The organism is Streptomyces sp. WI03-4A (assembly GCF_033792105.1).
Classification (GTDB): domain Bacteria; phylum Actinomycetota; class Actinomycetes; order Streptomycetales; family Streptomycetaceae; genus Streptomyces; species Streptomyces collinus_A.
Genome location: NZ_JARAUO010000015.1, coordinates 41,667 through 67,514 on the forward strand (window position 1 = coordinate 41,667; position 25,848 = coordinate 67,514).

At 72.2% G+C, this 25,848-nt stretch carries 25 protein-coding genes; 12 read left to right on the plus strand and 13 right to left on the minus strand.

What is annotated here, in order from left to right; translation table 11 throughout:
- Positions 1-50 precede the first annotated feature (50 nt).
- The 4 genes from PV343_RS17475 to PV343_RS17490 form a co-directional block, all read right to left on the minus strand.
- The gene (locus PV343_RS17475) at positions 51-734 is read right to left on the minus strand and encodes an ABC transporter ATP-binding protein (protein WP_319147850.1); all 684 of its coding nucleotides are present in this window, start codon (positions 732-734) and stop codon (positions 51-53) included.
- A gap of 43 nt (positions 735-777) precedes the next feature.
- Positions 778-2,244, minus strand: a complete 1,467-nt coding sequence (locus PV343_RS17480) for an ABC transporter permease (RefSeq protein WP_319147851.1) — start codon at positions 2,242-2,244, stop codon at positions 778-780.
- Between the two features lie 132 nt (positions 2,245-2,376).
- Entirely contained in the window at positions 2,377-3,639 is a 1,263-nt protein-coding gene (locus tag PV343_RS17485; protein WP_319147852.1) for a L,D-transpeptidase, read from the minus strand.
- Positions 3,640-3,843: 204 nt separating this feature from the next.
- The gene (locus tag PV343_RS17490; protein ID WP_319147853.1) at positions 3,844-4,188 is read right to left on the minus strand and encodes a hypothetical protein; all 345 of its coding nucleotides are present in this window, start codon (positions 4,186-4,188) and stop codon (positions 3,844-3,846) included.
- A gap of 109 nt (positions 4,189-4,297) precedes the next feature.
- Between PV343_RS17490 and PV343_RS17495 the strand changes: the two genes are divergently transcribed.
- Both PV343_RS17495 and PV343_RS17500 read left to right on the plus strand, forming a co-directional pair.
- Positions 4,298-4,645, plus strand: coding sequence for a hypothetical protein (locus PV343_RS17495; protein ID WP_319147854.1), 348 nt, complete (start codon positions 4,298-4,300; stop codon positions 4,643-4,645).
- A gap of 42 nt (positions 4,646-4,687) precedes the next feature.
- On the plus strand, positions 4,688-5,482 hold the full coding sequence (locus tag PV343_RS17500; RefSeq protein WP_319147855.1) for a hypothetical protein: 795 nt from the start codon (positions 4,688-4,690) through the stop codon (positions 5,480-5,482).
- 64 nt (positions 5,483-5,546) lie between these two features.
- On the opposite strand, the gene hutH is transcribed toward PV343_RS17500, so the two are convergent.
- The 3 genes from hutH to PV343_RS17515 all read right to left on the minus strand — a co-directional run bounded on the left by hutH (position 5,547) and on the right by PV343_RS17515 (position 9,236).
- On the minus strand, positions 5,547-7,085 hold the full coding sequence (gene hutH / locus PV343_RS17505) for a histidine ammonia-lyase (protein ID WP_319147943.1): 1,539 nt from the start codon (positions 7,083-7,085) through the stop codon (positions 5,547-5,549).
- 109 nt (positions 7,086-7,194) lie between these two features.
- Positions 7,195-8,346 carry a GGDEF domain-containing protein gene (locus tag PV343_RS17510; protein WP_319147856.1) on the minus strand — a complete coding sequence of 384 codons (1,152 nt, stop codon included), beginning with the start codon at positions 8,344-8,346 and terminating at the stop codon, positions 7,195-7,197.
- Positions 8,347-8,441: 95 nt separating this feature from the next.
- A complete protein-coding gene (locus PV343_RS17515; protein ID WP_319147857.1) occupies positions 8,442-9,236 on the minus strand; it encodes an enoyl-CoA hydratase/isomerase family protein in 795 nt (264 codons plus the stop codon).
- A gap of 185 nt (positions 9,237-9,421) precedes the next feature.
- Between PV343_RS17515 and PV343_RS17520 the strand changes: the two genes are divergently transcribed.
- On the plus strand, positions 9,422-10,006 hold the full coding sequence (locus tag PV343_RS17520; RefSeq protein WP_319147858.1) for a hypothetical protein: 585 nt from the start codon (positions 9,422-9,424) through the stop codon (positions 10,004-10,006).
- 1 nt (position 10,007) lies between these two features.
- Here PV343_RS17520 and PV343_RS17525 read toward each other — a convergent pair whose 3' ends face one another.
- Positions 10,008-11,132: an adenylate/guanylate cyclase domain-containing protein gene (locus PV343_RS17525; protein ID WP_020941868.1), complete on the minus strand. Its 1,125-nt coding sequence runs from the start codon at positions 11,130-11,132 to the stop codon at positions 10,008-10,010.
- A gap of 612 nt (positions 11,133-11,744) precedes the next feature.
- Positions 11,745-12,605, minus strand: coding sequence for a biotin--[acetyl-CoA-carboxylase] ligase (locus PV343_RS17530; protein WP_319147859.1), 861 nt, complete (start codon positions 12,603-12,605; stop codon positions 11,745-11,747).
- A gap of 111 nt (positions 12,606-12,716) precedes the next feature.
- Between PV343_RS17530 and PV343_RS17535 the strand changes: the two genes are divergently transcribed.
- The 4 genes from PV343_RS17535 to PV343_RS17550 all read left to right on the plus strand — a co-directional run bounded on the left by PV343_RS17535 (position 12,717) and on the right by PV343_RS17550 (position 15,417).
- Positions 12,717-14,321, plus strand: a complete 1,605-nt coding sequence (locus PV343_RS17535) for an acyl-CoA carboxylase subunit beta (RefSeq protein ID WP_319147860.1) — start codon at positions 12,717-12,719, stop codon at positions 14,319-14,321.
- Positions 14,322-14,343: 22 nt separating this feature from the next.
- Positions 14,344-14,553 carry an acyl-CoA carboxylase epsilon subunit gene (locus PV343_RS17540; protein ID WP_020941865.1) on the plus strand — a complete coding sequence of 70 codons (210 nt, stop codon included), beginning with the start codon at positions 14,344-14,346 and terminating at the stop codon, positions 14,551-14,553.
- 85 nt (positions 14,554-14,638) lie between these two features.
- Positions 14,639-14,767, plus strand: a complete 129-nt coding sequence (mmpB, locus tag PV343_RS17545; protein ID WP_020941864.1) for a morphogenic membrane protein MmpB — start codon at positions 14,639-14,641, stop codon at positions 14,765-14,767.
- A 32-nt stretch (positions 14,768-14,799) separates the two neighbouring features.
- Complete coding sequence (locus PV343_RS17550; protein WP_319147861.1) at positions 14,800-15,417, plus strand: Maf family protein; 618 nt, start codon at positions 14,800-14,802, stop codon at positions 15,415-15,417.
- On the opposite strand, the gene PV343_RS17555 is transcribed toward PV343_RS17550, so the two are convergent.
- Positions 15,389-15,976 (minus strand): hypothetical protein, encoded by a 588-nt coding sequence (locus PV343_RS17555; RefSeq protein WP_387952657.1) that lies wholly within the window; start codon positions 15,974-15,976, stop codon positions 15,389-15,391. The two genes, PV343_RS17550 and PV343_RS17555, sit on opposite strands and share 29 nt — an antisense overlap.
- 374 nt (positions 15,977-16,350) lie before the next feature.
- Here PV343_RS17555 and PV343_RS17560 point away from each other — a divergent pair, with 374 nt between their 5' ends.
- Positions 16,351-18,123, plus strand: coding sequence for an acetyl/propionyl/methylcrotonyl-CoA carboxylase subunit alpha (locus PV343_RS17560; protein WP_319147862.1), 1,773 nt, complete (start codon positions 16,351-16,353; stop codon positions 18,121-18,123).
- 84 nt (positions 18,124-18,207) lie between these two features.
- Here PV343_RS17560 and PV343_RS17565 read toward each other — a convergent pair whose 3' ends face one another.
- Complete coding sequence (locus tag PV343_RS17565) at positions 18,208-19,131, minus strand: DeoR/GlpR family DNA-binding transcription regulator (RefSeq protein WP_319147863.1); 924 nt, start codon at positions 19,129-19,131, stop codon at positions 18,208-18,210.
- Between the two features lie 167 nt (positions 19,132-19,298).
- Positions 19,299-20,747 carry an NAD(P)H-quinone dehydrogenase gene (locus PV343_RS17570; RefSeq protein WP_319147864.1) on the minus strand — a complete coding sequence of 483 codons (1,449 nt, stop codon included), beginning with the start codon at positions 20,745-20,747 and terminating at the stop codon, positions 19,299-19,301.
- Between the two features lie 98 nt (positions 20,748-20,845).
- Between PV343_RS17570 and PV343_RS17575 the strand changes: the two genes are divergently transcribed.
- The 3 genes from PV343_RS17575 (at position 20,846) to PV343_RS17585 (ending at position 23,955) form a co-directional block, all read left to right on the plus strand.
- Positions 20,846-21,283 (plus strand): gamma-glutamylcyclotransferase, encoded by a 438-nt coding sequence (locus PV343_RS17575; protein WP_319147865.1) that lies wholly within the window; start codon positions 20,846-20,848, stop codon positions 21,281-21,283.
- A 104-nt stretch (positions 21,284-21,387) separates the two neighbouring features.
- Positions 21,388-22,212, plus strand: a complete 825-nt coding sequence (locus PV343_RS17580) for a purine-nucleoside phosphorylase (protein ID WP_319147866.1) — start codon at positions 21,388-21,390, stop codon at positions 22,210-22,212.
- 96 nt (positions 22,213-22,308) lie between these two features.
- Complete coding sequence (locus tag PV343_RS17585) at positions 22,309-23,955, plus strand: phospho-sugar mutase (protein ID WP_319147867.1); 1,647 nt, start codon at positions 22,309-22,311, stop codon at positions 23,953-23,955.
- Between the two features lie 124 nt (positions 23,956-24,079).
- On the opposite strand, the gene PV343_RS17590 is transcribed toward PV343_RS17585, so the two are convergent.
- Entirely contained in the window at positions 24,080-24,742 is a 663-nt protein-coding gene (locus tag PV343_RS17590) for a PH domain-containing protein (protein WP_319147868.1), read from the minus strand.
- Positions 24,743-24,887: 145 nt separating this feature from the next.
- Between PV343_RS17590 and deoC the strand changes: the two genes are divergently transcribed.
- Entirely contained in the window at positions 24,888-25,847 is a 960-nt protein-coding gene (deoC, locus tag PV343_RS17595) for a deoxyribose-phosphate aldolase (RefSeq protein ID WP_319147869.1), read from the plus strand.
- The last annotated feature ends 1 nt before the right edge of the window (position 25,848 follow it).

Consider the following 25,848-nt stretch of genomic DNA (forward strand, 5'->3'; position numbering starts at 1 on the left):
ACCGTTACAGAATCGGGAAGTCCCGCCCGTCCGAACGGTGTTATGCGGCGTCAGGTGCCCGCGTTCTCGCGCACGGTGATCTTCCCCTTGCGGATGGTGGCCACGCGCGGGGCCTTCTTCGCGATCGCCGAGTCGTGGGTGACCATGAGGAACGTCAGCCCGTGCTCCTTCCAGAGGCGTTCGAGGACGTCCATGATCTCGTCGCGCATGCCCTCGTCGAGGTTGCCGGTCGGCTCGTCCGCGAGCAGCACCTTCGGCTGCTTGACGAGCGCGCGGGCGATGGCGACGCGCTGCTGCTGCCCACCGGACATCTCGGAGGGCAGATGGGCCAGGCGCTCGCCGAGCCCCACCGACCGCAGCGCCTCCGCGGCCCGTTCGCGCCGCTCGCGCACCTTCACGCCGAGCGGTACGAGCGCGGTCTCGACGTTCTCCTGCGCGGTGAGGGTGGGGATGAGGTTGAAGGACTGGAAGACGAAGCCGATGCTCTCGCTGCGGACCCGGGTCAGCCGGGCCTCGGACAGCTTGGCCAGGTCCGTGCCGTCCAGCACGACCTCGCCCGAGGTGGGGCGGTCGAGGCCGCCGAGCATCTGCAGCAGCGTGGACTTGCCGCCTCCGGTGGGGCCCTGGATGACCAGGCGGTCGCCGTCGCCGATGGTGAGGTCGACGCCGTCGAGGGCGTGGACGGTGTCCTTGCCTCGGGTGTAGTGCTTGGTGACGTTCTTCAGTTCGTACATGGTGGCTCCTGGAGGGGGTTCGGGTCGGGTCGGCACGCGCGCGCTACTCGACACGGCGCAGGGCGTCCGCCGGACGCAGCCGGGACGCGCGCCAGCCGCCGAACGCGCCCGCGATCAGGCCGCCGGCCACCGCGAGGCCCACCGCCAGGACGATCGTCGTGACGCTGACCGGTGCCGTCAGGGCGACCTCCACGGTCCTCGCCGCCTGCCGGCCGGGGCCGCCGCCGAAGCCGCCGCCCGGACCGCCGCCGAAGCCGCCGCCCCCGGTGCCGCCGCCGAGCTGGGCCTGCAGGCTGGGGCTGACGGCCGTGACGGCGTACGCGCCGGCGAGGCCCAGGGCGATGCCGAGCGCGCCGCCCACCAGGCCGTTGACGACGGCCTCGCCGACCACCTGGCGGGTCACCCGGCCGGACTTCCAGCCCAGCGCCTTCAGCGTGCCGAACTCCCGCACCCGGCGGGACACCGCGGAGGAGGTGAGCAGTCCGGCGACCAGGAACGCGGCCACGAGCACCGCGATGGACAGCCACGTGCCGACCTTGGTCGCGAGGGAGGAGGCGGTGGACAGGGAGCCCGAGACGGTCTTGGCGAGGTCGGACGAGGTGGTGACGGTCGTGCCGGAGACGTTCTTCTGGATCGCGCTCTTGACGGTGTCGATCTGCTGGGAGTCGGCCGCCTTGACGTAGACCGTGGTGACCTTGTTCTTCTGGTCCGCGAGCGTCTGGGCGCGCTTGAGCGGGACGTACAGGTTGGCCGCGGAGTCACCGCTGTCGGCGGTGGCGATCCCGATCACCTTGAACTTGACGCCCTTGACGGTGACGGTGGAGCCCACCTTGTACTTCTTCTGCTCGGCGTAGGCCGAGTCGGCCACGGCCACCGCGGCGTTCGTCTCCGTCGCCCTGAAGGTACGGCCACTGGTGATCCTGGAGGAGGTCAGCGGGCCGAGCGCGGTCCTCGTGACGTCGGTACCGAACACGGTGTACTGGTTGACGTCGAAGTCGGCGCCGCCGCCCCGGACCTCGCCCCGCGGCTGCCCGCCCGAGCCGCCGCCGGCCCGGCCCGGCGCACCACCGCTGCCGCCGTCGCCGTTCTGCTGGAACCGGCCGCGGGTGAACTGGCCGTCGACCTTCAGCACGTTGAGGCTCAGCCCGCCGACGGCGGCGGAGACGCCCTTCTGGTCCGCGACCTTCGTGACGGTCGAGGAGCCCAGGGTGGTGAAGCCCTGCACCATCACCCGGTCGCTGCTCTGCTGGGTGTCGTCGTCGCCGCGCGCGTCGAAGCGGAAGCGCGGGCGCTGCGAGCCGCTCGCGCTCGGCGTGGAGGCCTTGGTGACGGTCATGTCCGTACCCAGTCCGTACAGCGACTGGAGGACCTTGTCCTGTGCCTTCCCCATGCCGTTGGACACGGAGTTGACCACGATGACCAGCGCGATGCCCAGCGCGAGACCGGAGGCGACGACGAGAGCCGCCTTTCTGCGGCGGCGCAGCTCGCGCCTCAGGTAGGTGAAGAACATGCCCGCAAGCTAGGGACGGACCCTGATGACTCGATAAGGCGGGCATAAAAGAACCATGAGAAGGCTGTGACGCACCCCGGAAACACCGGTGCCGCCCCTGGGGGCGGCACCGGAGCGTTCGCGGACGGGCTGTCAGACGGCCGAACCGGCCTTCCACTGCGCCCAGTCCAGGTTCCACCCGTTCAGACCGTTGTCGGGGGCGACGGTCTTGTCGCCGGTGTTCTTGATGACCACCACGTCACCGACCAGGGAGTGGTCGTACATCCACGCGCCGGGCGTGCTCGTGTCCTTCGCGCCCTTGGTGTCGGACAGGCCCACGCAGCCGTGGCTGGTGTTGACGCTGCCGAAGATGGACTTCGCGGCCCAGTAGTTGCCGTGCAGGAAGGTGCCGGAGTTGGTCAGGCGGATGGCGTGCGGCACGTCCTTGATGTCGTACTCGCCCTTGCCGTCGTCGTCGGTGAAGCCCACGGTCGCGCCGTTCATGCGCGTCTCCTTGAACTTCTCGGACATCACCATGACGCCCTGGTACGTCTTGTTCTCCGGCGAGCCCGCGGAGATCGGTATGGTCTTGACGACCTTGCCGTCCTGCGTGACCTTCATCTGCTTGGTCTTGGCGTCGACGTAGGAGACCTGGTTGCGGCCGACGTGGAAGGTGACCGTCTTCTGCTGCACACCGTAGACACCACTGGCGCCCTGCACGCCGTCGAGGTCCAGCTTCAGCGTGACGGTGGAGTTCTCCTTCCAGTACGCCTCCGGACGGAAGTCGATCCGGTTGGCGTTGAACCAGTGGCCGACGACCTCCTGGCCGCTGCTGGAGGTGACCGTGATGCCCTTCTGGACGGCGGCCTTGTTGGTGATCGCCTTGTCGAAGTTGATCGACACGGGCATGCCCACGCCCACGGTGGAACCGTTCTCCGGCGTGAAGTTGCCTATGAAGCTGTTGGCCGGGGAGACGGTCGTGAAGGAGCCGTTCTCGTGGGCGACCCGGCCGGCGGAGTCCTTGGCCTCCGCGGCGACCTTGTAGGTGGTCGAGCGCTCCAGCTGCCCGGTCGGCTTCCAGCTCTTCTTGTCGGCGGACAGCGCCCCCGCGACCGCCTTGCCGTCGGCTGTGGTCATCGTCACACCGGTGAGCGTGCCCTTGGCGACCCTGACGGCGGCCGAGTTGTTGATGGAGGCGTTGTCGGAGCCGTCCTTGGGCGTGATCGTGATCTGGGCCTCGGAGGATTTCTTGGCCGCCGCCTCGTCGGCCTTGGCCTGTGAGGTGTCACCGCTGTCCGTGGCCTTGGCGTCGCCGCCGCCCGAACATCCGGTGAGTGCCAGCACACCACCGAGCAGTGCGGACGCGACCGTCAGGCCCTTGCGCCGCTTACTGTCCGTCATCACACGCTTCTCCATCGTCGCTGAAATCGCGGAAAACCCCGAGTCCCCGTTCAGAACCCCAACGCTACGAGCGCTCCGCCCCTTGCCACATGGCCGGCATGTGTGGGCCGTACCACGTCCGCCGGCGGCGGGTGGTACGGAAGTCGTCCGTGCGTCCCCCTGAGATGACGAAACCCCGGACGGCGGTTGCCGTCCGGGGTCTTGGGTGCCCCGGGACGCTCAGCCGATGCCGTCCTCTTCGTCGTCGTCCTCCCCATCATCCTCGTCCATGTCCCAGTCGGGCGAGTCAGGGTCGTACTCGACCCGCTCGCAGGACCACGAGGCCTGCTGGAGCTCCACTCCGGGCACCTCGCTGACCAGGTCGAACGGGTCCACGAGGTAGGCGAGGGCCTCGGCGGTGTCTTCCGTCACAGCGCTCTCGGCATGCGCCCGCTCCTGCTGGGGCAGTTCCGGGTCGGCGGCCAGCCGGCTCAGCGTGGCCTTGGTCAGCTCGTCCTCGCCCTGCACTTCCAGGACGAGTTCCACGCGAAGCCGTACAAACCGTGATGTCTCTTCCGTGTTCATGACGGGAGCGTACGGCCGAAACCTCCCGTGACTTTCCCGTGACCCGCGACTTTCACTAACATCGCCCCACACGGCCAATTCGCCAGCGTCACAAGGGGATCGATATTCCGTGTCATCCGCTCGCCGCCCGTTGCTGACCGCCACCGCCGCGGGGACCCTGCTGTGCGCCCTGTGGTTCGTCCCGTCCGCCAACGCGTCCCAGGACGACACCGCGAGAGCGACGACGGTCACGAGCACGACGTCGCAGGTCACACAGCAGGCGAAGGCGATATCCGAGGCGGCGTCCATCAGCGGCACGGACAGTGCCGACGGCACGGACACCTCCGGCGGCGGCACCCGGCTCGCGGACACCGGCAGCTTCGACACCACCCCGTACGTCATCGGCGGAAGCGCCTTCCTCGCCGTCGGCGCCGGATTCGTGGTGTATTCGGTGCGGCGGGAACGCCTCGGGTTTTAATCTCGCTTGACGATCTGTTGACAGAGAACGCATAGTCCGCCCATGAAGAGATCATCGGGTGTGCGACTGTGCGCCACCGCTGCTGTGGGAGCGCTGTCGCTCGCCCTCATCACGGGCTGTTCCGGCGAGGGTTCCGGCGACTCCGGGGACGGCACGGGCGGCACGGACGGAAAGCCGGCCGCGAAGGCGCTGAGCGCCGCGGAACTGACGCAGCGGATCATCGCCAAGGGCGAGGTGCCCGGCTTCAAGGTCGGCTCCGTCAAGGGCGGCATCCCCTCCAAGGACAAGGTCAAGGCGGAGGACTCCCGGTGCGAGCCGGTGCTCCGGGCGCTGACCGGCATCGCCCCCGGTGACCCGGCGGCGCACACCAGCCGCATGGCCACGGAGGACAAGAAGGACCCCACCGACGACGCCACCTCCCTGGACGACCTGGCCGACGGCAAGTTCGAGGACGCGCTCGGCAAGTCCATGGACCTGGACGTCACCGTGGTCACCCTGGCCTCGTACGACGGTGACGGCGCCGAGGCGGGCCTGAAGTCGGTCTCCGACGCCGTCAAGGCCTGCGCGGGCGGCTTCTCCGGCGTGCAGGACGGCGAGAAGGGCAAGTTCACCAAGGTGACCGAGGAGAAGTCCTCCGGCACGGGTGAGGAGTCGGTGGCGTTCACAGCGACCAACGACTCGGGCAAGGAAGGCGCCATGCCGCTGCACGCCGAGGTCGTACGCCACGGCAACACCCTCGCCACGTACACCACGGTCAACATCGGCGCGATGATGAGCAAGAAGGCCTACACGGTGTCGGCCCCGGTCATCAAGGCGCAGGCGGCCAAGCTGAAGTGACGCGGCGAAGGGCCCCGCCGTCTGCGGCGGGGCCCTTCGTGTGCGTCGTGCGTCGCGTCCGCCGTCAGCGCAGCGGTCCGGTGACCGCCTCCACGGCGGTGACCACGTGGCCCCCGCGCACGAAGGCGTCGGCGGCGGCCAGGTCGGGCGCCAGGAACCGGTCCGGGCCCGGGCCCTGCACACCCGCGGCGCGCACGGCCTCGATCACGGCCCGCGAGGCGGGCGCCGGGGTCAGGCCCTCGCGCAGCTCGATGCCGCGGGTGGCGGCGTACAGCTCGACGGCGATGATCCGGGTGAGGTTGTCGATCGCGGTGCGCAGCTTGCGCGCGGCCGACCAGCCCATGGACACGTGGTCCTCCTGCATCGCGGAGGACGGGATGGAGTCGGCGGAGGCCGGCACGGCGAGCCGCTTCATCTCGCTGACCAGGGCGGCCTGCGTGTACTGGGCGATCATCAGGCCGGAGTCCACGCCGGCGTCGTCGGCGAGGAACGGCGGCAGGCCGTGGCTGCGGTTCTTGTCCAGCAGCCGGTCGGTGCGGCGCTCGGCGATGGAGCCGAGGTCGGCGGCGGCGATGGCGAGGAAGTCCAGCACGTAGGCCACGGGGGCGCCGTGGAAGTTGCCGTTGGACTCGACCCGGCCGTCGGGCAGCACGACGGGGTTGTCGACCGCGGAGGCCAGCTCGCGCTCGGCGACCAGGCGGGCGTGCGCCATGGTGTCGCGCCCGGCGCCGGCGACCTGCGGGGCGCAGCGCACCGAGTAGGCGTCCTGCACGCGCGGGGCGTCGTCCTGGTGGTGGCCGGTGAGCTGCGAACCCTCCAGCACGGCCAGCATGTTGGCGGCGGAGGCGCCCTGGCCCGGGTGCGGCCGGATGGCGTGCAGCTCGGGCGCGAGCACCTTGTCCGTGCCGAGCAGCGCCTCCAGGCTGAGGGCGGCGGTGACGTCGGCGGACTTGTAGAGGGTGTCGAGGTCGGCGAGGGCCATGACCAGCATGCCGAGCATGCCGTCGGTGCCGTTCAGCAGGGCGAGGCCCTCCTTCTCGCGCAGTTCGACGGGCTGGATGCCGTGTTCGGCGAGCAGGTCGCCGGCGGGCCGCACGACGCCGTCGGGGCCTTCGGCGTCCCCCTCGCCCATGAGCGTGAGGGCGCAGTGGGAGAGCGGGGCCAGGTCGCCGGAGCAGCCGAGGGAGCCGTACTCGTGCACGACCGGGGTGATCCCGGCGTTGAGCACGTCGGCCATGGTCTGCGCGACCTCGGGCCGGACTCCGGTGTGGCCGGAGCAGACGGTCTTCAGGCGCAGGAACATCAGGGCCCGTACGACCTCGCGCTCGACCCGCGGGCCCATGCCGGCGGCGTGCGAGCGGACGATGTTGCGCTGCAGCTGGGCGCGCAGTTCCTGGCTGATGTGCCGGGTCGCCAGGGCGCCGAAGCCGGTGGAGACGCCGTAGACCGGGTCCGGCTTGGCCGCCAGCGCGTCCACGATCTCGCGTGCCGCCGCGAGGGCCGCCACCGCTTCCTGCGAGAGCTCGATGCGGGCACCGCCGCGCGCCACGGCGAGAACGTCGGACGCCGTGACACCGGACGTCCCCACCACCACAGTGTGCATATCCATATTCAGGAGCGTACGCATTGAATGCGTTGATGTCACTAGTGGGGAACCGGAGTGACCCTTACCGATCCCTGTGCTTCACGTCACGGCGGCACCCGGGGCGCGTTCACGGCCGGCGACCGCGGAAGCGCCGCCGCTCGCCCGGACCGGCCCGCTCGGCCGGAGGTTCGTCGGCGAGGCGTACGACGGGGTCGTCCGGCCCCTCCCGGCCGGCCACCACCGGCCGGTCGGCACGCATGGCCTTGGCCCGGTACTGCGCGGCGTCGGCCAGCCGGAAGAGCCTGCGCGCCGAGCGCACGGTCCCGATCGCGTCCTCGGTCGAGGCCAGCCCGCAGGCCACCCCTTCCCCCAGTTCCAGCTCCGCCGCCCGGTGGCACAGCTCGTCGGCCGCCTTGACCACGTCGTCGGCGGGCGGCCCCACGGCCAGCAGGCAGAACTCGTCGCCGCCGAGCCGGGCCGCCAGCGCGCCCGGCACCATCGCCCCGCACAGCGACAGCACGGACCCGAACCGCTCCAGCAGCCGGTCGCCGACGGCGTGCCCGAGGGTGTCGTTGACCCGCTTGAGCCCGTTGAGGTCGCAGACGACGAGACTGACGACCACGCCGTCGGTGCGGTGCCGCTCGACGGCCTCCTCCAGGCGCACGTCCACCGCGCGGCGGTTGGCCAGTCCGGTGAGGGCGTCCGTGAAGGCGAGCCGGTGGGCCTCCTCCAGCCGCTCGGTCTGCGCGAGCCCGGCCGCGACGACGGCGGCCAGGACCGTGGCGAAGTCGGCGTCCGGCCGCCCGAACACCGGCACCGCGACCGCGCGGGCCACGTACAGCTCGCCCCAGGCCCGGCCGTGCAGCACGACCGGCGCGACGACACAGCAGCCGCGGCCCCTGCGGCGCAGCGCGGCGACCCGCTGGTGGAAGTAGCCGGGGGTGCCGGCCGCCGTGCCCTCGGCGGTCTCCACCCACGCGTTCGGGCCGCCGCCGCCCGCCCACCGCTCGTGCAGGAACTCGGTGATCTCCGGGAACTGGTGCACCGGATAGGACTCGGCCTCCGGGAACTCCTCCTCGTCGGGGCGGCGCTCCCCGACGTTCACGAGCACCCGCAGCCGCCCCAGTTCCCGCTCCCACACCGACAGCGCGGCGAAGTTGCCGTCCAGCGCCCGGCACGCGCCGAGGGCGGCGGCCCGCCACGACTCGTGCGGAGTGCGCGCAGCCGCCATCCCCTGAGCCAGCGCCACCACGGCGGCGAGCCGCTTGTCCTCACCCATCACCCCAGGTTAGGAAGAAACAAGGACATTCGGGATGTCAATGGGGCGATCAGGTGGAGCTGCACGGCCGATGTTTCGTCCGCGGTGACCGAGGGTCACTCACCGGGCCACTCGGGCCGGCGCTTCTCGTTGAACGCCGCCACGCCCTCCGCCCGATCCCCGGAGAACGCCACCGAGCGCCACGCCGCGTCCTCGACCTCCAGGCCGGCCCGCAGATCGAGCCCGTGCCCCAGCCGCAGCGCCCGCTTCGCGGCCCGCAGGCCGACCGGCGAGTTCCCGGCGATCCGCGCCGCGAGCGCCAGCGCCTCCTCGCGGTCCTGTCCCACCTCGACGAGCTGGTCCACCAAGCCGAGCTCCGCGGCCTCGGCCGCCTCCAGGCGCCGCGCCGAGAAGATCAGCTCGGCCGCGCGGGCCGCCCCGACCCGCCGCGGCAGCAGCTGGGTGCCGCCGCCGCCGGGGATCACGCCGACGGACACCTCCGGCAGCCCCACCACGGCCGTGCGGTCCGCCACGATCAGGTCGCAGGACAGGGCCAGCTCGAAACCGCCGCCCAGGGCGAAGCCGTGCACGGCCGCGATCGTCGGCATGGGCAGCTCCAGCACCCCGGTGTACGCCCCGCGGGCCACCGGCCGCTGCCGCACCAGGTCCGCGTCGCTGAACGAGTTCCGCTCCTTCAGGTCGGCGCCCACGCAGAACGCCCGCTCGTGGGACGACGTCAGGACGACCACGCGCGCGTCCCGGTCGGCGCCGAGCGCCGTACAGGCGGCGGCGACGGAGCGGGCCATCTCCGTGGAGACGGCGTTCATGGCCTTGGGCCGGTCCAGCACCAGCTCCGCCACGTGCCCGTGCCGCCGCACCAGCACGAACTCCCCGAACCGCTCCTCGCTCATGACACCCTCCGGTTAACGCGGGTTAACTCACTGACGGCCCGATCATCGCAGCCGGACCCCGCCCCGGGAAAGAGCCGGCCCCGCCGGCGGTCCTACACCCGTTCGAGTGACATCCCGGCCGTCTCACCTCACACCGCCCACAGGAGCGCATAGCGTGCGCTCCGCCACGGCGGGGAGGAAACGTCATGAGACCGATACGCGCACACTCGGACCGGCACCAGGGACCGCACGCCGCCGCCCGGGGCCGGCACCGCAAGCCCCACCCGCGCAAGGTGCTGCTCGCCGCCGGCGGCCTGGCGATCGCCGCGGGCGTCCTCAGCCTGGTGCGCGCCGCCCCCGACTCCGGTGTCGGCGCGCCGGGCACCGCGGAGGCGGAGCCCCGCCTCGACCCGACCGCGGCCACGACCGCGGCGGCGACACCGGCCGGCCACCACGCGCGCCCCACGACACCGACCTCGGACACCTCGGTCCTGCGCGCGGGCCCGACACCCTCCGGCGCACTCACCCCCGCGCCCGCCGCGACCCCCACGACCTTGCCCGGCAGCACCGGCGCGCCGGCCCCGGCGCGCACGTTCGCCCCGCGCCCCACGGCCACCGCGGCACCACCGGCCCACACCTCGGCGCCGGCCCACACCCCGGCGCCGCCCGCACCGCTCCCGAGCCCGAGCCCGAGCGCCACGGCGACCGGCCCGTCGGCGCCGGGCGGCGGCGAGGCGTGCCTGCCGGTGATCGGCCTGTGCGTGGACCTGCCTGATCTGCCCGGGCGGTGAGTCAGGGCCGGCTGTCGCGGCGGCTGAGCAGCCAGGGCTCGACGACGCCGAGGCCACGGACCGGCCGCTGCCACATCGGCTGGAGCGCGAAGCGGTACACCGGCGGCTCCTCGCCCTCCTTCTCCGCCGCGGCGGCGGCCTCGGCGGCCTCCGCCTCCGAGGCGGGAGCCTCGCCCGTGCGGATCAGCTCCTCGGCGAAGGCGCTGTCCACCAGCACGGCGTCGCGCGGCGCTATGGAGGTCAGCCGGGAGGCGAGGTTGACCGTGGTGCCGAAGACATCGCCCATCCGGGTGGTCACCGTGCCGAAGGCCATGCCCACGCGCAGCTCCGGCATGGTCTCGTCGTTGGACATCGTCTCGACGAGCCGCAGCGCGATGTCCGCGGCCGTGCCCGCGTCGTCGGCGGCGTACAGCACCTCGTCGCCGAGAGTCTTGATGAGCCGGCCGCCGCGCGCCGCGACCAGGTCGGCGGCGGTGGTCTCGAAGGCCTCGACCAGCTCGCCGAGCTCCTCCTCCTCCATCCGGCGGGTCAGCCGGGTGAACCCCACCAGATCGGCGAAGCCGACCGCGAGCCGCCGGTCGACCATCTCCTCGTCGTCGGCCGTCTGCACCACCCGGCCCGCCGAGGCGGCGAGCTGCCGGCGCCAGACGTAGACCAGGAACTCCTCCAGCTCGGGCAGCAGCAGCTCGACGATCGGATAGGTCACCTCGGTGCGGGTCATGCCCGGCTCCGGCGGCTCGGTCAGCCCCTCGAGGAAGGAATCGATCTGCCACTCGGCCAACCGGGCGGTGGTCTGCCCGGTGGACCGGGCCACCTGCACCGCCATGGCCTCGCTCAGCAGCCCCGCCTCGACCAGACCGGCCAGCCGCCGCAGCGCCAGCACGTCGGCCTCGGTGAGTGCCCTGGCCTGCCCGATGTCGGCGAAGCCCATGGCCCGCCAGAACCGTGACGCCAGCTCCATGGAGACACCCGCGCTACGGGCCGCCTGAAAAGGCGTGTAGCGCCGCTCGGCGCCCAGGATGAGCTGCTCGAGACGCAGGGCAAGCGGATCCTCGCCGGAGTCGGCGGCGTAGGGGTCCTCCCGGCCGTCCGCGTCCGCGCCGGAGCCCGTGTCGTCGACGGTCACGCGTGCTGCCCTTCCGATCTGTCACGGTCAGGTATCGACCGGCCTCAACTCTACGGCAGGTGTGCGCCAGCTCACTCCGTGGGTTTACCCGTCCCACTTCCCACAGCCCCACCTTGCCCCACCGATCCCACACCCGCCGCCCGTGCCACCGTCGTGGCCGGTCGCGCAGTTCCCCGCGCCCCTGGGCGGACTGCTCGTACCCGTCGGATCGAAGCCGGGCCATGACCATGGGTGCTCGCGCCCCTGGGTGGGCTGCCGTGCCGGTGGGTCGAAGGTGGCCGGAGCGGTGCCGCGGGCGCGTACGGCGGGCAGGGGGTGTGGCGGGGGGTGTCCGCCCGCAGCGGTTGGCGCGTCAACTCGGGTGCCGTCACAGCCGGCCGATTCCGCGCCGTTCCGAGGACGGACACCCCCCGCCGCGCCCCCGACCCCAGAACCACACTGGGCGCTACGGCCACCCCCACAAAGCCGCAGCGGCGCCGCAGGCACCCCGCCACCCACCCGCACAGGCACCACAGCCACCCCGCCACCCACCCGCACAGGCACCACAGCCACCCCGCCACCCACCCGCACAGGCACCACAGCGCCCCAGCCCCGAGCGCGCCGCAGGCCGGCTCAAGCAGGCCGCAGATGCACGATGTCCCCCGCCCCCACAGGCTCCTGCACCCCCTCCCCCGTCGCGATGACCAACCGCCCGTCCCCGTCCACCGCCACCGCCTCGCCGACGATCGACCGCTCCCCCGGCAGCTCCGCCCGCACAGCCCGCCCCAGCGTCGCGCACCCCGCCGCGTACGTCTCCTGCAGCCCGCTGCGCGCAGGATCACCCCCCGCGTCCCGCCACCGCCCGTACCACTCCTCCAGCGACCGCAGCACGGCCCGCAGCAGCGGATCCCGGTCCGTGGTCACCGCCCCGGCCAGCACCAGCGACCCCGCCGTCGGTACCGGCAGCTCTGACGCCCGCAACGTCACGTTGAGCCCCACCCCGACGACCACCCCGCCGTCCCCGGCCCGCTCCGCGAGGATCCCCCCGGCCTTGCGCTCCTCACCCCCGACCTTCACCAGCAGGTCGTTGGGCCATTTGAGGGCCGTGTCCACGCCCGCGGCCCGGGACAGCCCGGTCGCCACCGCCACACCGGTGAGCAGCGGCAGCCACCCCCAGCGGGCCACCGGCACCTCCACGGGCCGCAGCAGCACGGAGAAGAACAGACCGGAGCGCGCCGGCGCGGTCCACTGCCGGTCCAGCCGCCCCCGCCCGGCCGTCTGCTCCTCGGCGACCAGCACCGCCCCCTCGCCCACCGTGCCGGCCACGGCCTTGGCGACCAGATCGGAATTGGTGGACCCGGTGCGCTGGACCAGCTCGACCCCGGACCACAGTCCGCCCTCCCGGACCAGCCCGCGCCGCAGCGCCGAGGCGTTCAGGGGCGGACGGTCGAGGTCGGACCAGCGGCTGTCGTCTGATGCATTGTGCGGCGTCATGCAAGTCACCCTAGGTGTGGGAAACGCCGCACTGCCGACACGGAGACGCACCACTACGCTACGGATGAGTAACCGTCCCCCCTTTTGAGCAGGCAGGGAGCCGCGATCCCGATGTCCGAGCCGGAAGAGCGCCAAGAGATCGACATTCACACGACCGCGGGCAAACTCGCGGATCTGCAGCGCCGCATCCACGAGGCGACGCATGCCGGCTCGGAGCGCGCCGTCGAGAAGCAGCACGCCAAGGGCAAACTGACGGCCCGTGAGCGGATCGAGCTCCTCCTCGACGAGGACTCCTTCGTCGAGCTGGACGAGTTCGCCCAGCACCGCTCCACCAACTTCGGCCTGGAGAAGAACCGCCCGTACGGCGACGGCGTGGTGACCGGCTACGGCACGGTCGACGGCCGCCCGGTCGCGGTGTTCTCGCAGGACTTCACCGTCTTCGGCGGTGCCCTCGGCGAGGTCTACGGCCAGAAGATCGTCAAGGTCATGGACTTCGCGCTGAAGACCGGCTGCCCGGTCATCGGCATCAACGACTCCGGCGGCGCCCGCATCCAGGAAGGCGTGGCCTCCCTGGGCGCCTACGGCGAGATCTTCCGCCGCAACACGCACGCTTCGGGCGTCATCCCGCAGATCAGCCTGGTCGTCGGCCCCTGCGCGGGCGGCGCGGTCTACTCGCCGGCCATCACCGACTTCACGGTGATGGTCGACCAGACCTCGCACATGTTCATCACCGGCCCGGACGTCATCAAGACCGTCACCGGCGAGGACGTCGGCTTCGAGGAGCTGGGCGGCGCCCGCACGCACAACGCGACCTCCGGCGTGGCCCACCACATGGCGGGCGACGAGAAGGACGCCATCGAGTACGTCAAGCAGCTGCTGTCGTACCTGCCGTCGAACAACCTCTCCGAGGCCCCGGTCTTCGCGGAGGAGGCGGACCTCGCCCTCACCGACGAGGACCGCGAGCTGGACACGCTCGTGCCGGACAGCGCGAACCAGCCGTACGACATCCGCACGGTGGTCGAACACGTCCTGGACGACGCCGAGTTCTTCGAGACGCAGGCTCTTTTCGCGCCGAACATCGTGACCGGTTTCGGCCGGGTCGAGGGCCACCCGGTGGGCATTGTCGCCAACCAGCCGATGCAGTTCGCCGGCTGCCTCGACATCGACGCGTCGGAGAAGGCCGCCCGCTTCGTGCGCACCTGCGACGCCTTCAACGTCCCGGTGCTCACCTTCGTGGACGTGCCGGGCTTCCTGCCGGGCGTCGACCAGGAGCACACCGGCATCATCCGCCGCGGCGCCAAGCTGATCTTCGCGTACGCGGAGGCCACGGTCCCGCTGATCACGGTGATCACCCGCAAGGCCTTCGGCGGTGCCTACGACGTCATGGGCTCCAAGCACCTGGGCGCCGACCTGAACCTGGCGTGGCCGACCGCCCAGATCGCCGTGATGGGCGCCCAGGGCGCGGTCAACATCCTGCACCGCCGCACCCTCGCGGAGGCCGGGGCGAACGGCGAGGACCTGGAGGCCGTCCGCGCCCGGCTGATCCAGGAGTACGAGGACGCCCTGCTCAACCCCTACGTGGCGGCCGAGCGCGGGTACATCGACGCGGTGATCATGCCGTCCGACACCCGGGCCCACATCGTCCGCGGCCTGCGTCAGCTGCGCACCAAGCGGGAATCCCTGCCTCCGAAGAAGCACGGCAACATCCCCCTGTAGGCCCGCGGACCCTGGAGCGCTCATGAACATCAAGGTCGTACGTGGCAACCCGACCCCGGAGGAGCTGGCCGCCGCCCTGGCGGTGGTCCGCGCCCGCGCCGCGGCGGCGGCCATGACGCCGCCCGGCGCGCCCGGCCCCCGGGACTCCTGGTCGGACCCGTCCCGGATCGCGGGGCACCGTGTCCCGCGCCCCGGCCCGGCGTCCTGGACCCGCACCTACTGGCCGAGCTGAGGCACGGCGGCGCGCCGCGCGGGGCGCGGATTTTTGAGTACCGGTACTCAGGCGCCCCGCCCGGCCGAGGCCGCACGCTGGTGACATGCTGTGGTCAGACCCCGAGAACGAGCCGCCCGACGAACTGCGCGACATGCAGGAGATGCTGCGGCGGCTCGGTCTCGTCCTGGCCCTCGCGATGGTGCTGGGGATGATCGTGATCGGTCTGAGGTGAGTCCGGCGACGCCGCGTGACTAACCTGGCCGTATGACTGCCAAGCCCCGCAGGCGACTCGTGCTCGCCTCCCAGTCCCCCGCCCGTCTCGGCCTGCTCCGTCAGGCGGGCCTCGCCCCCGAGGTGATCGTCAGCGGGGTCGACGAGGACGCCGTCAGCGCGCCCACCCCGGCCGAACTGGCGCTCGCCCTCGCCGAGGCCAAGGCCTCCGTGGTGGCGGCGAAGCCGGAGGTGCGGGGCGCCCTGGTGATCGGCTGCGACTCGGTGCTGGAGCTGGACGGGCGGGCGCTCGGCAAGCCCGCCGACGCCGAGGAGGCCACCGCCCGCTGGAAGGCGATGCGCGGGCGCGCCGGAGTGCTCCAGACGGGGCACTGCGTCTGGGACACGGTCGCCGAGCGGCACGTCTCCGCGACCGCCTCCACCGTCGTCCGGTTCGGCGACCCCAGCGACGAGGAGGTCGCCGCGTACGTGGCCTCCGGCGAACCCCTCTACGTGGCGGGAGCGTTCACCCTGGACGGCCGCTCGGCGCCGTTCATCGAGGGCATCGACGGCGACCACGGCAACGTGATCGGCATCAGCCTGCCCCTGGTGCGCCGACTGCTGGCCGAACTGGGCGTGGGCATCACGGAGTTGTGGGCGCCGGCTGAGTGACCTGGGCGGGGACGGAGTCCTGCGGCTCCTCGTCCCCGTCCTGCGGTCCGTCGGCACCGCCGTGCGACCGCGCCGCGCCGGCCGGGTCCGCGGCCGGCTCGGCGTCCGCCCGCGGCTCTCCGCCCTGGTCCCCGGCGCCGCCGCCGGGGGCCTGCGGCTCGCGGCCGCCGTCGCGGTCGTACGTCATCAGGAGCAGCACGACGAGGCCGAGCACGACCACCATGAACACGAAGGCGGTCCAGCCCACCAGGCCCCAGGCGAAGGCGCCCAGCAGGCCGTGCACGACCGCGACGCTGATCAGCAGGATGCGGCCGAAGCCGGCGGGCGGCCGGTTGCGTATCGCGACGAGCACGGCCACGAGGGCACACAGCGCGAAGTACAGGCCGAAGACGAGACCGCCGATCTTCGACGACGTCGACATGACGTCCGGGTCGAGTCCGGCCAGGGACATCTTCTGGCGGTCCACGACCACTCCGAGGAACCAGTTCAGTGCGGCGATCACGAACGCCTCCGTCAGGAGCACGACCGCCACGACCCACGCCACCGGTCTGCGCACCACCGGTCCCCACCCACCTTCGACCGCAGCTCGAGCGAGCTGCTGTTACCTGAAGTACGTTCGAGTCATCGCGAACGCTACTAACGGGTAAACCTGGGGACAAGGGTTCGGTCGGCGGCAAAGAATCATTGGGCCATTCGTAGGGACTCGACAAAGAAACGGAGTGGCCCGCGGCACGCTCTCACAGAGACCTTGACCACACGACGGGGCTAGGGTTTTCCGCAGGAGTCCTGCGTACCGAGCCGGCACAAGGGATTTCGCGGGTCGGGCGAGCCCCGCATCACGCTCCGTGTGGGGAAGCTCACCATTGGGGACGGGTCGTAGTGCCGTGTCGGCAGTCCCTAAACTCGGCTTGTTTCAAGGAGGGAGCCTCAATCGTGCGCAAGGTGCTCATCGCCAACCGTGGCGAAATCGCTGTCCGCGTGGCCCGGGCCTGCCGGGACGCCGGGATCGCGAGCGTGGCCGTCTACGCCGACCCGGACCGGGACGCTCTGCATGTCCGCGCCGCGGATGAGGCGTTCGCCCTGGGCGGTGACACCCCGGCGACCAGCTATCTGGACATCGAGAAGGTGCTCAACGCCGCCCGCGAGTCGGGCGCGGACGCCATCCACCCGGGCTACGGCTTCCTCTCGGAGAACGCCGACTTCGCCCAGGCGGTCCTGGACGCGGGCCTGAACTGGATCGGCCCGCCGCCGCAGGCCATCCGCGACCTGGGTGACAAGGTCGCCGCCCGGCACATCGCGCAGCGGGCCGGCGCCCCGCTGGTGGCGGGTACGCCCGACCCGGTGAGCGGTGCCGAGGAGGTCGTCGCCTTCGCCGAGGAGCACGGCCTGCCGATCGCCATCAAGGCCGCCTTCGGTGGCGGTGGCCGCGGCCTGAAGGTCGCCCGGACCCTCGAAGAGGTCCCGGAGCTGTACGACTCCGCGGTGCGCGAGGCGGTCGCCGCCTTCGGCCGCGGCGAGTGCTTCGTCGAGCGCTACCTGGACCGTCCGCGTCACGTGGAGACCCAGTGCCTCGCCGACAAGCACGGCAACGTGGTCGTGGTCTCCACCCGTGACTGCTCGCTGCAGCGCCGCCATCAGAAGCTGGTCGAGGAGGCCCCCGCGCCGTTCCTCTCGGACGAGCAGGTGGCCGAGCTGTACCGCGCCTCCAAGGCCATCCTCAAGGAGGCCCGCTACGAGGGCGCCGGGACCTGTGAGTTCCTGGTCGGCCAGGACGGCACGATCTCCTTCCTGGAGGTGAACACCCGCCTCCAGGTGGAGCACCCGGTGACCGAGGAGGTCGCCGGCATCGACCTGGTCCGCGAGATGTTCCGCATCGCCGACGGCGAGGAACTGGGTTACGACGACCCGGAGCTGCGCGGACACTCGTTCGAGTTCCGGATCAACGGCGAGGACCCGGGTCGTAACTTCCTCCCGGCTCCCGGCACGGTCACGACCTTCGCCCCGCCGTCGGGTCCGGGGGTCCGGCTGGACGCGGGTGTGGAGTCCGGCAGCGTCATCGGCCCCGCCTGGGACTCGCTGCTCGCCAAGCTCGTCGTCACCGGCCGCACCCGCAAGGAGGCCCTGGAGCGGGCCTCCCGCGCCCTGGAGGAGTTCCAGGTCGAGGGCATGGCCACCGCGATCCCGTTCCACCGCGTGGTGGTCAGGGACCCGGCGTTCGCCCCGGAGCTGACCGGCTCCACCGAGCCGTTCAAGGTCCACACCCGGTGGATCGAGACCGAGTTCGTCAACGAGATCAAGCCCTTCGCCGCCCCGGCCGACGCCGAGGCGGAGGAGGAGACGGGCCGCGAGACGGTCGTCGTCGAGGTCGGCGGCAAACGCCTGGAGGTCTCCCTCCCGTCCTCGCTCGGCATGTCCCTGGCCCGTACCGGCCTCGCCGCGGGCGCCAAGCCGAAGCGGCGCGCGGCCAAGAAGTCCGGTCCGGTGGCCTCCGGTGACACCCTGGCGTCCCCGATGCAGGGCACCATCGTGAAGGTCGCCGTGGAGGAGGGCCAGGAGGTCAAGGAGGGCGACCTGGTCGTCGTCCTGGAGGCCATGAAGATGGAGCAGCCCCTCAACGCCCACAAGGCGGGCACCATCAAGGGCCTCAACTTCGAGGTCGGCGCGTCGGTCACGTCGGGCGCGGCGATCTGCGAGATCAAGGACTGACCGCGAGACACTCCCGCGACGCCCGGTGGACGCATCGTCTGCCGGGCGTTCGCCTTGTCCGGCCCGGCGCGGCAGCCGTCCCGGCTAACGCCGCCGCAGATCGGCGACGCGCCCCCGCTCTACCCCGGCCGGCTGCTCGCCCAGCATCCCGCGCAGTCCGCCCTGACCCCGTCGCGGCCCCGGCAGCGGACGCCGTGCCGGGACCTGCTCACCCCCCGGAGGGCTGCTCGCCCCGGCCACGGCGATCTGCACCCCCTGGTCCGCGAGCGCCTGGAGCTCGGTGCCGGCGCGGTCGTCGTGCGGGGGCGGCTCGTCGGTGACCAGCCGGGTGATGACGTCGGTCGGCACGGTCTGGAACATCGTGTCCGTGCCCAGCTTGGTGTGGTCGGCGAGGACCACCACCTCGGCGGCGGCCTGCACCAGGGCGCGGTCGACGGACGCCGAGAGCATGTTGGACGTGGACAGGCCCCGCTCCGCGGTCAGACCGCTGCCCGAGAGGAAGGCCTTGGACACTCTCAGCCCCTGCAGGGACTGCTCGGCGCCGGAGCCGACCAGCGCGTAGTTGGAGCCGCGCAGGGTGCCGCCGGTCATCACGACCTCCACCCGGTTGGCATGGGCCAGCGCCTGGGCCACCAGCAGGGAGTTGGTGACGACGGTCAGCCCGGGCACCCGCGCGAGCCGGCGTGCCAGCTCCTGCGTGGTGGTACCCGCCCCGACCACGATGGCCTCGCCTTCTTCGACGAGGCCCGCGGCGAGGTCGGCGATGGCCGTCTTCTCGGCGGTCGCGAGATGGGATTTCTGCGGAAAGCCGGACTCCCGCGTGAACCCGCCCGGCAGTACCGCACCGCCGTGCCGGCGGTCGAGGAGTCCTTCTGCCTCCAGTGCGCGCACGTCCCGCCGTACGGTCACTTCGGAGGTCTGGACGACGCGGGCGAGTTCACGGAGCGACACGGCCCCGTTCGCTCGCACCATTTCGAGGATCAATTGGCGACGTTCTGCAGCGAACACGAAACTGACAGTAACCCCAACGACCGTCTGGTTTCAGCAGTTTGCGCCGAATAACAGAAGTTGTTCGCAGGGCAGGGCGGGGAGTGGTATAAGGCCTAGTCTCCCCGCCTATGCCGCACGCATGCTCGACAACTCCCTGTGACCAGCGGGAAGTCGGGCTCCCGGGGTCAGGCCTCGACGCCGGCCTTACGCGTGTGCAACTGCCGTGCCACCTCGGCGATCGACCCCGACAGGGACGGGTACACCGTGAAGGCGTTCGCGATCTGCTCGACCGTCAGATTGTTGTCGACGGCGATCGAGATCGGGTGGATGAGTTCCGAGGCGCGCGGCGCGACCACCACACCGCCCACGACGATGCCCGTGCCCGGCCGGCAGAAGATCTTCACGAAGCCGTCCCGGATGCCCTGCATCTTGGCGCGCGGGTTGCGGAGCAGGGGCAGCTTCACCACCCGGGCGTCGATCTTGCCCGCGTCGACGTCCGCCTGGCTGTAGCCGACGGTGGCGATCTCGGGGTCGGTGAAGACGTTGGAGGAGACGGTCTTCAGGTTCAGCGGGGCCACCGCGTCGCCGAGGAAGTGGTACATGGCGATACGTCCCTGCATCGCCGCCACCGAGGCGAGGGCGAAGACGCCGGTGACGTCGCCGGCCGCGTACACGCCCGGGGCGGTCGTCCGGGACACCTTGTCGGTCCAGATGTGCCCGGACTCGCGCACCTTGACGCCGGCCTCCTCCAGGCCGAGCCCGGCGCTGTTCGGGATGGCGCCGACGGCCATGAGGCAGTGCGAGCCGGTGATGACGCGCCCGTCGGCCAGCGTCACCTCGACCCGGTCGCCGACGCGCTTGGCGGACTGCGCCCGGGAGCGGGCCATGACGTTCATGCCGCGGCGCCGGAAGACGTCCTCCAGCACGGCGGCGGCGTCCGGGTCCTCGCCCGGCAGCACCCGGTCGCGGGAGGAGACGAGGGTGACCTTGGAGCCCAGCGCCTGGTAGGCGCCGGCGAACTCGGCGCCGGTGACGCCGGAGCCGACCACGATCAGCTCTTCCGGCAGCTCGGTGAGGTCGTAGACCTGGGTCCAGTTGAGGATGCGCTCGCCGTCGGGCTGGGCGTCGGGCAGCTCGCGCGGGTGGCCGCCGGTGGCGAGGAGGACGGCGTCGGCGGTGAGGGTCTCCTCGCTGCCGTCGGCCGAGGTGACGACGACCTTGCGGGAGCCGTCGAGGGCCTGCATGCCGTCCAGCCGGCCGCGGCCGCGCATGACCCGGGCGCCCGCGCGGGTGACCGAGGCGGTGATGTCGTGCGACTGCGCGAGCGCGAGCCGCTTCACCCGTCGGTTGACCTTGCCCAGGTCCACGCCGACCACCCGGGCCGCCTGCTCCAGCGGCGGGGTGTCGTCCGCGACGATGATCCCCAGCTCCTCGTAGGAGGAGTCGAAGGTGGTCATCACCTCGGCCGTAGCGATAAGGGTCTTCGACGGCACGCAGTCGGTCAGCACCGACGCTCCGCCCAGACCGTCGCAGTCGACGACGGTCACCTCCGCGCCGAGCTGGGCGGCCACCAGGGCCGCCTCGTATCCGCCGGGTCCGCCACCGATGATCACGATCCGAGTCACGTACCCCATTGTCCCGCACGCTTCAAGGTGCTACTGCCCGGGGGGCGGCGGGCGGGCGGGCGCCGGGACCCGGAGGGCGCCCGCCGCCGCTGCCGTACCCTCTCCCCATGTCGCTCTATGCCGCCTACGCCGGCAACCTCGACGCGCGCCTGATGTCCCGCCGCGCCCCGCACTCGCCGCTGCGCGCCATCGGCTGGCTGAACGGCTGGCGGCTGACCTTCGGCGGCGAGCAGCTCGGCTGGGAGGGCGCGCTGGCGACGATCGTCGAGGCGCCCGGGGAGCAGGTCTTCGTCGGCCTGTACGACATCGCGCCCATGGACGAGGAGTCCCTGGACCGGTGGGAGGGCGTCGGCCTCGGCATCTACCGGCGCGCGCGGGTGCGGGTGCACACCCTGGAGGGCGAGGAGCCGGCCTGGACGTACGTCCTCAACGCCTACGAGGGCGGCCTGCCCTCGGCCCGCTACCTGGGCGAGGTCGCGGACGCCGCCGAGTCCGCCGGGGCACCCCACGACTACGTGATGGAGCTGCGCAAGCGGCCCTGCTGAGGGGCGCCGGGCGGGGCGGTCGTCGGAAACGACAAGACAACGATCGCCAACCCGTGCACTCTGGGGTCTACGCGCGTAGGCGAAGACCGGCTACCCTCGTCGGCGTGAACGCATCTCTTCTTCCGGACGACATCCAGGGCGACCCCTACGCCGCCGCCGACGCCGCCGCCGCGCGCCTGCGCGAACTGACCGGCGCCGAGACCCACGACGTCGCCCTCGTGATGGGCTCCGGCTGGGCTCCGGCCGTCGACGCCCTGGGCGCACCCGACGCCGAGTTCCAGGTCACCGAGCTGCCCGGCTTCCCGCCGCCGGTGGTCGAGGGACACGGCGGCAAGGTCCGCTCGTACTCCTTCGGTGACAAGCGCGCCCTGGTCTTCCTGGGCCGCACGCACTACTACGAGGGCCGCGGCGTCGCCGCCGTCGCGCACGGCGTCCGGACCGCCGTGGCGGCCGGCTGCAAGACGGTCGTGCTGACCAACGGCTGCGGCGGCCTGCGCCAGGGCATGCGCCCCGGCCAGCCGGTGCTGATCAGCGACCACATCAACCTGACGGCGACCTCCCCGATCGTCGGCGCCAACTTCGTCGACCTGACGGACCTGTACTCGCCGCGCCTGCGCGCCCTGTGCAAGGAGATCGACCCCTCCCTGGAGGAGGGCGTCTACGCGCAGTTCCCCGGCCCGCACTACGAGACCCCGGCCGAGATCCGCATGGCCCGTGTCATCGGCGCCGACCTGGTCGGCATGTCCACGGTGCTGGAGGCGATCGCCGCCCGCGAGGCCGGCGCCGAGGTGCTGGGCATCTCCCTGGTGACCAACCTCGCGGCGGGCATGACCGGCGAGCCCCTCAACCACGAGGAGGTCCTCCAGGCGGGCCGCGACTCGGCGGCGCGCATGGGCGAGCTGCTGGGCCAGGTGCTGGGCAAGCTGTAGGCGGCCCGGTGCGCCCGCCCGTCTCGTGGACCGGCGGGCCGAACGGGGGTCTGGGGGCGTGGCCCTCAGCGGAGACTAGGAGAGGTTGATCCCAAGGTGCACGACGATCTCATCAGCAGGGCCGAGACCTGGCTCGCCGAGGACCCTGACCCGGAGACCCGCGAGGAACTGGCCAAGCTGATCTCCGCCGGTGACACGGCGGAGCTGTCCGCCCGGTTCGGCGGCACGCTCCAGTTCGGCACCGCCGGCCTGCGGGGCGAGCTCGGCGCGGGCCCGATGCGCATGAACCGGGGCGTCGTCATCCGCGCCGCCGCCGGTCTGGCCGCGTACCTGAAGAAGAACGGCACCCCGCACGGGGGCGCGGACGCCGGGCTCGTCGTCATCGGCTACGACGCCCGTCACAAGTCCGCCGACTTCGCCCGGGACACCGCCGCCGTCATGACCGGCGCCGGCCTGCGTGCCGCCGTGCTCCCCCGCCCGCTCCCGACCCCCGTCCTGGCCTTCGCCGTCCGGCACCTGGGCGCGGTGGCCGGCGTCGAGGTCACCGCCAGCCACAACCCGCCCCGGGACAACGGCTACAAGGTGTACCTCGGCGACGGCTCCCAGATCGTCCCGCCGGCGGACGCGGGGATCGCGGCCGAGATCGACGCGATCGCCTCGCTGCACGACGTGCCCCGGCCCGAGTCCGGCTGGGAGACCCTGGACGACGCGGTCCTCGACGCCTATCTGGCCCGTACCGACGCCGTCCTGGCCGCCGGTTCCCCGCGCACCGCCCGCACGGTCTACACGGCCATGCACGGCGTCGGCCGGGACGTCCTGGTGGCGGCCTTCGCCCGGGCCGGTTTCCCCGAGCCGGTGCTGGTCGCCGAGCAGGCCGAGCCGGACCCGGACTTCCCCACGGTCGCCTTCCCGAACCCGGAGGAGCCGGGCGCGATGGACCTGGCGTTCGCGCGGGCCCGCGCCGCCGACCCGGACCTCGTCATCGCCAACGACCCCGACGCCGACCGCTGCGCGGTGGCCGTCAGGGACGGCGGCGACTGGCGCATGCTGCGCGGCGACGAGGTCGGCGCGCTCCTCGCCGCCCACCTGGTCCGGCGCGGCGCCACCGGCACCTTCGCCGAGTCGATCGTCTCCTCCTCGCTGCTCGGCCGGATCGCCGACAAGGCGGGGCTGCCGTACGAGGAGACCCTGACCGGCTTCAAGTGGATCGCCCGCGTGGACGGCCTGCGCTACGGCTACGAGGAGGCCCTCGGCTACTGCGTGGACCCCGAGGGCGTCCGGGACAAGGACGGCATCACCGCGGCGCTGCTGATCACCGAGCTGGCCTCGGTGCTCAAGGAGCAGGGCCGCACCCTGCTCGACCTCCTCGACGACCTGGCGGTGGAGCACGGCCTGCACGCCACCGACCAGCTCTCGGTGCGCGTCGAGGACCTCTCCGTCATCTCGGACGCGATGCGCCGTCTGCGCGAGCAGCCGCCGACCGAGCTGGCGGGCATGGCGATCACCCGGGCCGAGGACCTCACCCGGGGCACGGACAGCCTGCCGCCCACCGACGGCCTGCGCTACACCCTGGACGGCGCCCGGGTCATCGTCCGCCCGAGCGGCACCGAGCCCAAGCTGAAGTGCTACCTGGAGGTCGTCGTCCCGGTCGCCACCCACGCCGACCTCCCGGCCGCGCACACCCGCGCGACCGACCTCCTCACGGCGGTCAAGCGCGACCTGTCGTCAGCGGCCGGCATCTGAGCCACCCGCGCGAAGGGGGCGCCCCGGCTTCCCGGGACGCCCCCTTCGCGCGTTCCTGCGACAGGCGCACGGTTCACGGGGCCGGCGCCGGGCCGGACCAGTTGCGCGCCACCGGGACGGAGGCTCAGCCCGTCGCCAGGAGGACCAGCAGCAGGACCGCTCCGGCGATCGTGGGGGCGATCACCTCGTACGCCCAGCGGACGCTGACCTCGCCCTGGGCCGTGCGGGCCTTGCCGCGTCGTTCCAGGGTGGCGCGGAGGTCCTCGACGATCCGGTCGGACTCGGCGCGGGTCGGGCCGTCGTGGTCGTCGGCGCCGAGGCCGCCGAACAGCCCGAAACCGCCGGACCGGCCCGGCCGGTCCGCCTTGCTCTGCCGGCGTGCCGCCTTCTTGCGGTCGCGCAGCGAGACGGGGATGGCCCAGAGCTGGTACTTGGTGCCGGAGTTGGCGATGACCTCGTTGGTGTAGCCGGAGCGCACGGAGGCGACCTCGCCCCAGGGCAGGCTGACCGACCGGAACGGGTTGCGCACCCGCAGGCGGTCCTCGCCGGCGAAGACGGCGGGGCGCAGCGTGAAGGCGGTCACGAGCGGCACGAGGAGGATCAGCCCGGCGAGCGCGAACCAGGGGGTGCGCCCGTGCCCGCCGATCAGCGCGTCGATGCCCAGCCAGCCGATGAGCACGAGCAGCAGCACACCGGCCACCAGCGCCAGGGGTGAGCGGTAGATCAGGTCCCTCGCGGTGGACGCCGGGGGCTGCGGCGCGGGTGACTGGTGGTCCGGGGTCGTCATGCTCCCGATTCTGCCCCACCCCCCGGACCACGGCCGACCCGCCCGGGCGTGTGGGCCGGAGCGCCCCGCGCGCCGCCCGGAACCTTCTTTCCGGTTCCCCGGGGTATACATCCGCTACGCGCGTAGATATGCTCGTCTGGTGACCATGCCCACCTCTGCACCCACAGCTCATGCTCTCGCTGACGTCACCGCGTCCGACAGCACGCTGCGCCGCTTCCTCCACGGGCTGCCCGGCGTCGACGCGGTCGGCCTGGAGGCGCGCGCCGCGTCTCTCGGCACCCGTTCCATCAAGACCACCGCGAAGGCGTACGCCATCGACCTCGCCATCTCGATGGTCGACCTGACGACGCTGGAAGGCGCGGACACCCCGGGCAAGGTCCGGGCGCTCGGCGCCAAGGCGGTCCACCCCGACCCGACGGACCGGACGACCCCGGCCACGGCGGCCGTCTGTGTGTACCCCGACATGGTGGCCACCGCCAAGGAGGCCGTCGCCGGCTCGGGCGTGAAGGTCGCCTCGGTCGCCACCGCCTTCCCGGCCGGCCGTGCCGCCCTCGACGTGAAGCTGGCCGACGTGCGCGACGCCGTCGCCGCGGGCGCCGACGAGATCGACATGGTCATCGACCGCGGCGCGTTCCTCGCGGGCAAGTACCTGAAGGTGTACGACGAGATCGTCGCCGTGAAGGAGGCCTGCGGGACGGACGCCCGGCTGAAGGTCATCTTCGAGACCGGCGAGCTGTCGACGTACGACAACATCCGCCGGGCGAGCTGGCTGGGCATGCTGGCGGGCGCGGACTTCATCAAGACCTCCACCGGCAAGGTCGCGGTCAACGCCACCCCCGCCAACACCCTGCTGATGCTGGAGGCGGTGCGCGACTACCGCGCGCAGACCGGCGTCCAGGTCGGCGTCAAGCCCGCCGGCGGCATCCGCACCACCAAGGACGCGGTCAAGTTCCTGGTCCTGGTCAACGAGACCGCGGGCGAGGACTGGCTGGACAACCACTGGTTCCGCTTCGGCGCCTCCTCGCTGCTGAACGACCTGCTCATGCAGCGTCAGAAGCTGGCCACCGGCCGCTACTCCGGCCCCGACTACGTGACGGTGGACTGAG

Bases quoted from the DNA above. Each gene is read 5' to 3' on its own strand.
- PV343_RS17475 (WP_319147850.1), bottom strand. From the start codon at position 734: ATGTACGAACTGAAGAACGTCACCAAGCACTACACCCGAGGCAAGGAC.
- PV343_RS17480 (WP_319147851.1), bottom strand. From the start codon at position 2,244: ATGTTCTTCACCTACCTGAGGCGCGAGCTGCGCCGCCGCAGAAAGGCG.
- PV343_RS17485 (WP_319147852.1), bottom strand. From the start codon at position 3,639: ATGGAGAAGCGTGTGATGACGGACAGTAAGCGGCGCAAGGGCCTGACG.
- PV343_RS17490 (WP_319147853.1), bottom strand. From the start codon at position 4,188: ATGAACACGGAAGAGACATCACGGTTTGTACGGCTTCGCGTGGAACTC.
- PV343_RS17500 (WP_319147855.1), top strand. From the start codon at position 4,688: ATGAAGAGATCATCGGGTGTGCGACTGTGCGCCACCGCTGCTGTGGGA.
- hutH (WP_319147943.1), bottom strand. From the start codon at position 7,085: ATGCACACTGTGGTGGTGGGGACGTCCGGTGTCACGGCGTCCGACGTT.
- PV343_RS17510 (WP_319147856.1), bottom strand. From the start codon at position 8,346: ATGGGTGAGGACAAGCGGCTCGCCGCCGTGGTGGCGCTGGCTCAGGGG.
- PV343_RS17515 (WP_319147857.1), bottom strand. From the start codon at position 9,236: ATGAGCGAGGAGCGGTTCGGGGAGTTCGTGCTGGTGCGGCGGCACGGG.
- PV343_RS17520 (WP_319147858.1), top strand. From the start codon at position 9,422: ATGAGACCGATACGCGCACACTCGGACCGGCACCAGGGACCGCACGCC.
- PV343_RS17530 (WP_319147859.1), bottom strand. From the start codon at position 12,605: ATGACGCCGCACAATGCATCAGACGACAGCCGCTGGTCCGACCTCGAC.
- PV343_RS17535 (WP_319147860.1), top strand. From the start codon at position 12,717: ATGTCCGAGCCGGAAGAGCGCCAAGAGATCGACATTCACACGACCGCG.
- PV343_RS17540 (WP_020941865.1), top strand. From the start codon at position 14,344: ATGAACATCAAGGTCGTACGTGGCAACCCGACCCCGGAGGAGCTGGCC.
- mmpB (WP_020941864.1), top strand. From the start codon at position 14,639: ATGCTGTGGTCAGACCCCGAGAACGAGCCGCCCGACGAACTGCGCGAC.
- PV343_RS17550 (WP_319147861.1), top strand. From the start codon at position 14,800: ATGACTGCCAAGCCCCGCAGGCGACTCGTGCTCGCCTCCCAGTCCCCC.
- PV343_RS17570 (WP_319147864.1), bottom strand. From the start codon at position 20,747: ATGGGGTACGTGACTCGGATCGTGATCATCGGTGGCGGACCCGGCGGA.
- PV343_RS17575 (WP_319147865.1), top strand. From the start codon at position 20,846: ATGTCGCTCTATGCCGCCTACGCCGGCAACCTCGACGCGCGCCTGATG.
- PV343_RS17590 (WP_319147868.1), bottom strand. From the start codon at position 24,742: ATGACGACCCCGGACCACCAGTCACCCGCGCCGCAGCCCCCGGCGTCC.
- deoC (WP_319147869.1), top strand. From the start codon at position 24,888: ATGCCCACCTCTGCACCCACAGCTCATGCTCTCGCTGACGTCACCGCG.